This is a genomic window from Sulfuricurvum sp. (assembly GCF_049277495.1).
Classification (GTDB): Bacteria; Campylobacterota; Campylobacteria; order Campylobacterales; family Sulfurimonadaceae; genus Sulfuricurvum.
This window is the reverse complement of the sequence record NZ_JBASYM010000022.1, coordinates 1-7786: the sequence shown is the minus strand read 5'-3', so window position 1 is coordinate 7786 and position 7786 is coordinate 1. Positions and strand designations below refer to the sequence as shown.

The 7786-nt window shown below is 46.9% G+C and carries 9 protein-coding genes; all 9 read right to left on the bottom strand.

Translation table 11 applies throughout. The annotated features are described in order from the left end of the window. On the bottom strand, nucleotides 1-204 hold a 204-nt coding region (locus WAO38_RS05115), incomplete at its 3' end, for a PAS domain S-box protein (RefSeq protein WP_422234976.1). Nucleotides 205-340: 136 nt separating this feature from the next. Next, nucleotides 341-1771 (bottom strand): NAD(P)/FAD-dependent oxidoreductase, encoded by a 1431-nt coding sequence (locus WAO38_RS05110; RefSeq protein ID WP_422234974.1) that lies wholly within the window; start codon nucleotides 1769-1771, stop codon nucleotides 341-343. Nucleotides 1772-1872: 101 nt separating this feature from the next. Beyond that, nucleotides 1873-2622 (bottom strand): DUF695 domain-containing protein, encoded by a 750-nt coding sequence (locus WAO38_RS05105; RefSeq protein WP_422234972.1) that lies wholly within the window; start codon nucleotides 2620-2622, stop codon nucleotides 1873-1875. A 3-nt stretch (nucleotides 2623-2625) separates the two neighbouring features. Continuing rightward, entirely contained in the window at nucleotides 2626-2967 is a 342-nt protein-coding gene (gene hypA / locus WAO38_RS05100) for a hydrogenase maturation nickel metallochaperone HypA (protein WP_422234970.1), read from the bottom strand. Next, nucleotides 2960-4567 carry an enoyl-CoA hydratase-related protein gene (locus WAO38_RS05095; RefSeq protein ID WP_422234969.1) on the bottom strand — a complete coding sequence of 536 codons (1608 nt, stop codon included), beginning with the start codon at nucleotides 4565-4567 and terminating at the stop codon, nucleotides 2960-2962. Before WAO38_RS05095 ends, hypA begins: the two co-directional genes overlap by 8 nt. A gap of 95 nt (nucleotides 4568-4662) precedes the next feature. Then, the gene (hypE, locus tag WAO38_RS05090) at nucleotides 4663-5661 is read right to left on the bottom strand and encodes a hydrogenase expression/formation protein HypE (RefSeq protein WP_422234967.1); all 999 of its coding nucleotides are present in this window, start codon (nucleotides 5659-5661) and stop codon (nucleotides 4663-4665) included. After that, nucleotides 5658-6803: a hydrogenase formation protein HypD gene (hypD, locus tag WAO38_RS05085; RefSeq protein WP_422234965.1), complete on the bottom strand. Its 1146-nt coding sequence runs from the start codon at nucleotides 6801-6803 to the stop codon at nucleotides 5658-5660. Before hypD ends, hypE begins: the two co-directional genes overlap by 4 nt. After that, the gene (locus WAO38_RS05080; RefSeq protein ID WP_422234963.1) at nucleotides 6800-7093 is read right to left on the bottom strand and encodes a HypC/HybG/HupF family hydrogenase formation chaperone; all 294 of its coding nucleotides are present in this window, start codon (nucleotides 7091-7093) and stop codon (nucleotides 6800-6802) included. The genes hypD and WAO38_RS05080 overlap by 4 nt, the downstream gene beginning before the upstream one ends. 2 nt (nucleotides 7094-7095) lie before the next feature. Then, nucleotides 7096-7786, bottom strand: a 691-nt coding sequence (gene hypB, locus WAO38_RS05075) for a hydrogenase nickel incorporation protein HypB (protein ID WP_422234961.1), incomplete at its 5' end; no start/stop codon positions are given.

The window sequence follows — 7786 nt, the reverse complement described above, 5'->3', positions numbered from 1 at the left end:
GCTTTTGACCGTTTCCCACAAATCTTTGAAGGCGGCTTTAGGCATATCACGATGCCGGACAATATTATGGGGTTTGCCGACAAGCTCTTCGAGGGTATACCCCGCTATCGTACAAAAATCTTCATTGGCAAAAAGGATATTTCCTTTTTCATCCGTTTGCGATACCAGGAAATCGGTATCTTTTAATACGTATTCACTACCCATACCTACCTCTTTGACATATTTTTTATCACATTTTATTATAATGCAATTTCTATGCCAGTGAGCTCATTAAAGACCTTCTTGTCTTTAATGAAGAAGTTCTATACGTAAACTGTGAATTTTTGTAACTAATAGTGAATTACATAAGCCCGTTCAACATCAGATAGCGATACATCGGCTGAAGCAGGTACAAGTCAAATGCCCACCATATCCAGCGCGGTTTTGCCGGATCAAGCGGAAAAGACGGTGCCAGCCCGTCATAATTGAACTCTGCCATAATAATCTCGCCATACGATGTTTTCAGCGGACAAACGGTGTAACCGTCAAATTTCAAGGTAGGCTCTTTTTTCTCCATGACCGAGATCAGGTTCCCCACCATGATAGGTCCCTGGTGCCGTGCGCTTCCCCCTGTTTTACCGATAGGGATTCCGCAGATATCTCCGATACCGAAGACATTGGGGTAGCGGCGGTGCTGAAGTGTTTCACGATCTACTTCGAGCCACCCTTTTGCGCTCCCTTTTTGCCATCCCAACAAGGAGTTCGCAACCGCATCTACGGCATATGACGGAGGGCTGATATGAATGAAATCGTATTCCATCGTCACATCTTCTTCTTTGTCAATCATGTCGTATTCATTGAGATCTTTGTCAAACTCCCCTTGAATCTGATAGGTATGATGAAATGTCGCTATCTTCTTCTCTGCATCGATCGCAATCAATTCATGACCGAATTTGTTGGTGATATTTCCGTATCCTTCTTGAACCTTATGCAGCGCCGCATCAATCTCCGGCAGGCCGAAAAGTTTTTCGCCGGCCGTAGCAAAAGTAAAGTCAGCCGTCAAATTATCACGTTTGAGAAAATCATCACTGAGATAAAGGATTTTTTGCGGTGCACCGCCGCATTTGAGCGGAGTGGACGGCTGTGTACAGATAACTCGCGGTTTAGAGGTTTTAGCCGCTTCGTGCAGGGCATTAAACCAATCATGGGTAAGTGTTCCTCCCGCAGCCGTACCTGCAGCCAAATCGTTCAAATAAACACTCGAAATACCGTTTGTCCCGATCATATCGGATGTTAAGCCTTGAATTTGCTCGTAATGGTATTGAATACCCGCAGCTACAATGAGATAGTCATATTCGACAACGGTTCCATTTTTAGTTGTTAGTTTATTATTATCCGGATCAAAGGTTGCGGCTTCGTCTTTAATCCACTTTACATCATCCCCGATATAGCCGGTATTATCGAAGATAATATCTTCAGGAGCGTATTCGCCGGCAGCGACAAAAATCTGACCCGGCTGATAGACATGTTTCTCATTCGGAGCGATAATCGTAATGTCCGGTTTCGCAAGGGCTCTTCGCAAACGGGAGAGTGCCATCAATGCACCTGAACCTCCTCCGACGATTACAATACGCCCTATTGCATTGGATGCAGCGGCATTTGCCACCGCGGGAGCCCCGGCACTGGCCAGTACAGATGCCGCTATCGGCGATAGCGCCATCATTTTCAGTGCATCACGCCGTGATACCCCTTCATTCTCTTTTACTTTTTTCAGGATCTCTTCGTAATTCATCGTAAACTCCTTTTTAAATTTTTCGTTACATTTCTATATCCATTATCACCGTCTATAGATTAAACTTTCTTAAAAGTGAATACATTTTCAGCGAATTATTGTTAAATTTTTACAACACTGGTTTCCCAGCCGTCATATTGCCCTTCGCATTGATATGTTATCTCAATAAGATGCAATGTCAATGTATCGATATCGTAATAAAACGGTTTGTCTTGACGATAAAAGCTGATCCCCACCAACGGAGTGTTTTCATTCGCTTCGAGGAGCTCTTTGACTTTAAAAGATTCGGATTCGATACGCTCTACAAAACTCTCCCGCTGCTGCGGAGTTTCAAAATAAGCTTTGTGCTCAATCGCTCTGGGAAGATGGAGCGAATCACCGTTGGCTTTTAGGTTGTCACATACTTTATGGTTGTGAATGATTTGCCATTCGATCGGTGTCGGAAAAAGCAGTTTGGTATAAATCTCCCATTCAGGATCCATTTTCGAGCCATACTCATAAGAATAATCCTCAAATTCCTTCATCGCGGTCTGTACGACATCCGGCCACTCGAAATCATGTTTAAGGTAGTAGATAAACGTCATTACTCCGTTTGAAGTTATCTTTCCGACATAATTCCCGATACGGTACCGGAGAGATTCCATCTCGATTTTATCTTCGATAAAACTGAGCTGAGCCTCTTCCTCTTCCGAAATTAGCCCTTTGTCATTCGGGGCTTTCATCGTCAGTTTGATAAATCCCATCGTCAATTTATCTTCACTCGGCAAATCTGCTGAAATCCCGGCATTCACCAAAACCGAGGCAATATTGCCATCGATTGTTTTCATATACAATTCCCAATATTCTTGCATCTTCTACTCCATTTCCAAGGTCATTAAATACATATCTTCACCATCGATCACTTTGACATCCAGACTCTCGCATTCCGGACATTTGTAAAAAATCTCGTCCAACACCGTGACTGTTTGACATTGGTTGCATTCAATAGTTAAAGGCTGTACATTGAGGATAAAATCGGCTCCGTCGCACACCGTTTTCTCTTTAAACGTATTAAACGCTATTTCCAATAGATGCGGTTCGACTCCGGACATCTTACCGATCTTGACGATAATTTTCGTTACCGACTCGGCTTCATTCTCTTTTGCGATATCCTCGCACTGCGTCAATAATGCCTGCACTATCGAATATTCATGCATAGCGTTCTCCTTTTATATAATGGGGTGTCTGAATCGGGCAGAGCTTATAAACAAATGCTTTGCGCAGACGATTAAAATCGCTGTTCGGATCGTAAAAACTCGGATACATCTCTTCCAGCTCTTTTTCACGGTGATCTTGGATCTCCTGTGCAAAGGACGGATCATTGATTTTCCCGCGTTTGGCCTCGATCAGTTCATAATATCGGTCTTCATCGGCGACCAAACCCATACAATAGCGATGCAACTCTTCCAAATAGTTCGCATCGTCTTCTGGCATAAGTGCATCCGACAAACCGATTTGAACCGCTTTAGCCGCACTCACCGGCAGACATTCTGTCGTCAGTGCGTATGCTTTTTCTGCTCCGACTCGGCGGGGCAGCGTAAAGGTCCAATATTCACTCCCGTGCAAGCCGAGCGTTTGGTAATGCGGGTTGAGAACAACTCCCTCGCGTGCGACGACATAATCAGCAGCAAGGGCCAAAAAGACACCTCCCGCACCTGCGTTGCGGTGAAGCGAACTCACCGTCACCACCTCGTCGCACATTAAAATAGATTTGACGACCTCGTTCATCGAATGGATATTCGACCATCCGTCTTCATCCGGTTTTTTCGAATCTTCCATAATATTCAAATGAATCCCGTTCGAAAAAAAATCGCTTCCGCCCATCAAAACCAGCACTTTTATCCCCGTTTGTTTGAGGTGATCGAACGCGTATTTTAGCCGTACACACTGATGCGCACCCATCGCGCCGTTATGAAAATCAAATCCAAGGTATCCTATCTCATCACGCTCAAAATAGGTAATCTCTTTAAACGTCTCCCGTTCAGGTTCGACAAAGAGCGGCAAACGCTCTTCTCTTACCCCTTTGAGCCGATCCTTCAGCACATACGTTGCAGGAAGCTTGATGCCGGGGGTATGCCGCTCTTTGAGGTGCGAAATCCAGAGGGCTCCGTCACGTGTGCCGATGCAGATAGCCCCCTCGCGCTTTGCCAGAACCTCTTTGATCCCGCCTCTCAGCGATGCTTCTTTATGGGCTCCGTATAAAAAACACTCTACATCCAAAATTGTATCGGCAACGCCCGGGTGACTGTCGCCGCTGCGGATTTTTTTGATGATCTCCTCCGTGCCGTCTTGTTCCCAGTCGATACGTCGCTCATGCTGGGTCATCACCATATGGGCCGATCCGGGCAAGCTATGTTCATGCTGGGAGATCGGGGTAAACGTCGGATCATTCAGCGATTCGAACAGTTCGGAAACCAAGGCCGATGCCAGTGTGCCCACTGGGTTGCGGTAAACGGAGGCTTTAGTCCCTATCGGCATCGCAAATGTGCCGTGAGCATAAATGTCCCCCGCATCGTATTCGCCGTTAGCCCGGAGGATCGTCACACCCCAGGACCTCTCTTCTTTTAGTATCGCCCAGTCAAGAGCATGTGCTCCGCGGTCTCCCGCTATTCCGGGATGGATGATGAAAGTCGGGACAGTCCCCCAGATACTTTGCGGAATCCTCTTTTTTAAAAAAGGAGAGAGGATAAGATCGGGATTAAATTCGGCAACCTCTTCGATAAGCTGAGCGTCATTGATGGCAAAACTTACTCCCACCGTTTCCCCTCGATCTCGAAGATCGCAAAAAATGCGCTGGCTCAATGAATTAAACGCCGAAACGACCAATAAAATACGCAACTTTTTCTACTTTTTCAGCATATCCGAGGCAACAGTTCCCCGGTAGGCAAATCCATAAACCGTTTGGACCCCCATGCGCTTAAGAGTACAACACGTCCGTCATACTGATGGGTCACATCCGCGATAATCGCCGCATGGCGTGCCTCTTCAAACCCTTGCAATATTCCTACCGCTTTGGCGGCATCTTCGCTGTTTACCGCCAATACGAATGTCCCCTCGTTTGCGAGGTTGTACGCTTCAAATCCCAGAATTTCGCAAATCCCGCGCACCTCATCGCTCACCGGCAAAGATTCTTCCTGAACTTCGATACATACCGCGGACTGTTTCGCCCACTCATTCAGTACCGCCGCAACACCGCCGCGTGTCGCGTCACGCATCGCCGTGATTCGGATACCTTCCGAGAGAAGTTTTTCGACCAGCGGCCACAATGAAGTGCAGTCGCTTTGCAGCGCGGAACTAAATTCCATCCCCTCACGGTTGGCAAAAATCGTTGCTCCGTGGCGACCGATCTGGTTGGAGACGATGATCGTATCGGATTCGCTCACACAGTTGGAGGATATCCCGCTTTTTTGAACGACGCCGACCCCTGTCGTATTGATGAAAATCTTATCGACGCTTCCTCGCGGAACAACCTTGGTATCTCCGCAAACGATAACGGCCTGATTTACGTCCAGCTCTTTTTTCATCGAACGGACGATTTTTTCCAGATCATCGACCGAAAATCCCTCTTCGACGATCACGGCACACGTCATATAAGTGGGCTTTGCCCCCATCATCGCCAGATCGTTACAGGTACCGCAGATACTGAGTTTTCCGATATCTCCCCCGTCAAAAAAGATGGGGCTGACGGTAAAACTGTCGGTCGTAAACGCCAACCGTCCGCCGTCGATGATCGCCGCATCTTCACTCTTTTCCAGAATCTCGTTTTTAAAATGTTTATAAAATATCTTGGAGATCAGTTCGGCATTTTCCTGCCCCCCGTTTCCTTGTGCCAGTACAATGTTTTTCGTCATATTAGATTCCCGTATTTATAATAGGCGGCACAGGCCCCTTCCGAACTCACCATGCAACTTCCCAGAGGAGAACTCGGCTTGCATGCCGTTCCAAACACACTGCACTCCTGCGGTTTCGCAAAACCGCGCAGAATATCTCCGCAGATACACAGTTTATGATCATCGATCTCATCGTACGGGAGTATATCTTTAAACAATACCTCCGCATCATAAGCGGCAAATTCATCCCGAAGCTTTAAACCGCTGTCGGGGACATTTCCCATCCCTCTCCATTTAAAAAGGCTCACTTTCTCGAAATAGTGTTCGATCAGCGCCTGTGCTTTGAGATTTCCCTCAGGGGTAACGAGCCGTTTGTACTGAATTTCCAGATCGCTGCGCCCCTCGTTGAACTGTTTGAGCATCATGTAGATCGCTTCCATCACATCGACCGGCTCAAAACCGGCGACGACGACGGGGATATGGTATTCTTTGGGAAACTTCTCATAAATCTTCGACCCGCTGATGACACTGACGTGAGACGGCCCGATAAAGGCATCGATCCGGTGATCATAGCTGTTGACATGTTCATCCCGGCTGTCGATCAATTCTTTCATCACTTCGGGGACGGTGACATGATTGATATGAAAAAAGATATTGCTGATCCCCCGTTTGATCACGACATCGAGCAATGCCGCTGTCATTGGTGTCGTCGTCTCAAACCCGATGGCAAAGAAAACAATTTTTTTATCCGGATTTTCCTCGGCGATCTTGAGTGCGTCCATCGGAGAATAGACGTATCGGACATCCGCCCCTTTGGCTCTGGCATCCTGCAAAGAACCGTGGCTTCCGGGAACCTTGATCATATCTCCCAGCGTGAGCAGAATCACGTCAGGCTGCATGGCAAGCACATACGCGTGATCAACCCGTTCTTTGGGCATGATGCATACGGGGCAACCGGGACCGTGGATAAAATTGATATTTTCAGGCAATAACTGGGTCAAACCGTACTTCATGATGGTATGGGTATGCCCGCCGCATACTTCCATTATGTTCACGGTACGTTCAAGCTTTTTGGCTTCCCGTGCTATGAGTGTCTGAAAACTTTTGATGACGTCCGGGTCTCGGAAACCGTCATACAAATCTTTGAGCTGCAGCGAGTTCACGGGGCTTCCCGATTGGCACAGTTGTCATCCTCGAGCACCAGTTGACGCCGTTCTTCTTCATCGAGTTTTTCAAGAATCTCCTGGTATACCCGCAACGATTCCATCGCATCTTCTTCATCGATCTTGTTCATGATAAATCCGATATGAAGCAATACGTAATCTCCGATTTTAACGGAATCTTCTTCCATCAAATCCAAACCTGCGGTACGCTGTACACCCATGGTATCAACCGTCGCGATATTGTATTCTTTGTCTATTTTGACCACTTTTGAAGGTATGGATAAACACATAATCAGCTCCTCATCTTCCGTTTAAATTCAATCCACTCGATTACCCGCTTCACAGACTCTTCATCATTGATGTTCACCTCTAAAATATCGACATTCGGTTTGATTTTGCGCGCTTCGGCTTTTTCCCGCTCGATATCATATTGAAAATACGGAAGCAGGTCGGTTTTGGTGATGAGGATCAGATCAGCCGTTCGAAACATCACCGGATATTTGGCGATTTTATCTTCTCCCTCGGGAATAGAGACCAACACGATGTTCAGATGCGATCCGACATCGTAGCTCGCCGGACAGACGAGATTTCCGACATTTTCGATAAAGCAGACATCCAGATCGGCGATCGGCATATCGTGAAGCCCTTTATGAACCATAAATGCGTCCAGATGACATGCGCTTCCCGTTTGGATCTGCACGGCACTGATCCCTTTGGCGATAAGACGATCCGCATCACGGCTTGTTTCCAAATCTCCTTCGATTACACCGTATTTGAACGGTGCCAGCCCTGCCATTTTTTCCAGAAGTGTCGTTTTTCCGCTCCCCGGAGAGCTCATTAGATTGATCGCCAATACCCCGTGATCATTGAAATGTTCACGGTTATGGTGCGCTTCGTGGTCGTTTTTATCCAAAATCTTTTTAATTACATCAATCGTTTTTTTATCGTTCAACTGCGGGTTGTGGTGCAATGTCTCATGTGCC

Coding starts and splice junctions, on each gene's coding strand:
- WAO38_RS05105 (WP_422234972.1), bottom strand. CDS start 2,622: ATGCAAGAATATTGGGAATTGTATATGAAAACAATCGATGGCAATATT.
- WAO38_RS05080 (WP_422234963.1), bottom strand. CDS start 7,093: ATGTGTTTATCCATACCTTCAAAAGTGGTCAAAATAGACAAAGAATAC.
- hypA (WP_422234970.1), bottom strand. CDS start 2,967: ATGCATGAATATTCGATAGTGCAGGCATTATTGACGCAGTGCGAGGAT.
- WAO38_RS05110 (WP_422234974.1), bottom strand. CDS start 1,771: ATGAATTACGAAGAGATCCTGAAAAAAGTAAAAGAGAATGAAGGGGTA.
- hypE (WP_422234967.1), bottom strand. CDS start 5,661: ATGACGAAAAACATTGTACTGGCACAAGGAAACGGGGGGCAGGAAAAT.